At 63.5% G+C, this 485-nt stretch carries 1 protein-coding gene; it reads left to right on the top strand.

Annotation, left to right across the window (positions count from 1 at the left end; translation table 11 throughout):
- Positions 1-436 (top strand): hypothetical protein (locus EXE42_RS16800; RefSeq protein WP_206750759.1); only part of this gene is annotated, 436 nt, incomplete at its 5' end.
- Between the last annotated feature and the right edge of the window lie 49 nt (positions 437-485).

Raw genomic sequence — 485 nt, forward strand, 5'->3', positions numbered from 1 at the left:
CGTGGGCTGTTCCAAACTCGGTCCGACCGGTTCCCCTCAGACTCCACCTGCCGGGAGTTTACTGCTTCGCAACCGCCACTCCGTCCCACACGAGATCGCGCTGGAAGTACTCGACGTGGGGACGGCGGTCACGAGGCGAGCGGAGGAACATGACACCGTCACCGGAACCCCCGACGCCGCGGTCCCGGAACGGGATCTAACCGTGACGGCGGTTCTCGAACCCGGGCAAACGCGGACTTACGAGTCCGTGTTCGTCTCGGAGGTGTGGTACGATATTCGCTTCACGCTCGACGGAGAGTATCCCGGAGAAGACCTCGCGAGAACCGTGTACAAACCGGTCCGTCGCAACGCCGAAACCGCGGGTCGGAAGTTGATCGGTCGGGTATCAGATGGCGGGGGATTTTCGTGGGGCGTATCGAGCGTCAATACCCCGTGAGGGTTTCGGCAACCGGCTTCCGCCGCCGAACAGGAGGGGTGTGCTCGCT

This window comes from Halorubrum sp. SP3 (assembly GCF_005435195.1).
In the GTDB taxonomy this organism is placed as follows: Archaea; Halobacteriota; Halobacteria; order Halobacteriales; family Haloferacaceae; genus Halorubrum; species Halorubrum sodomense.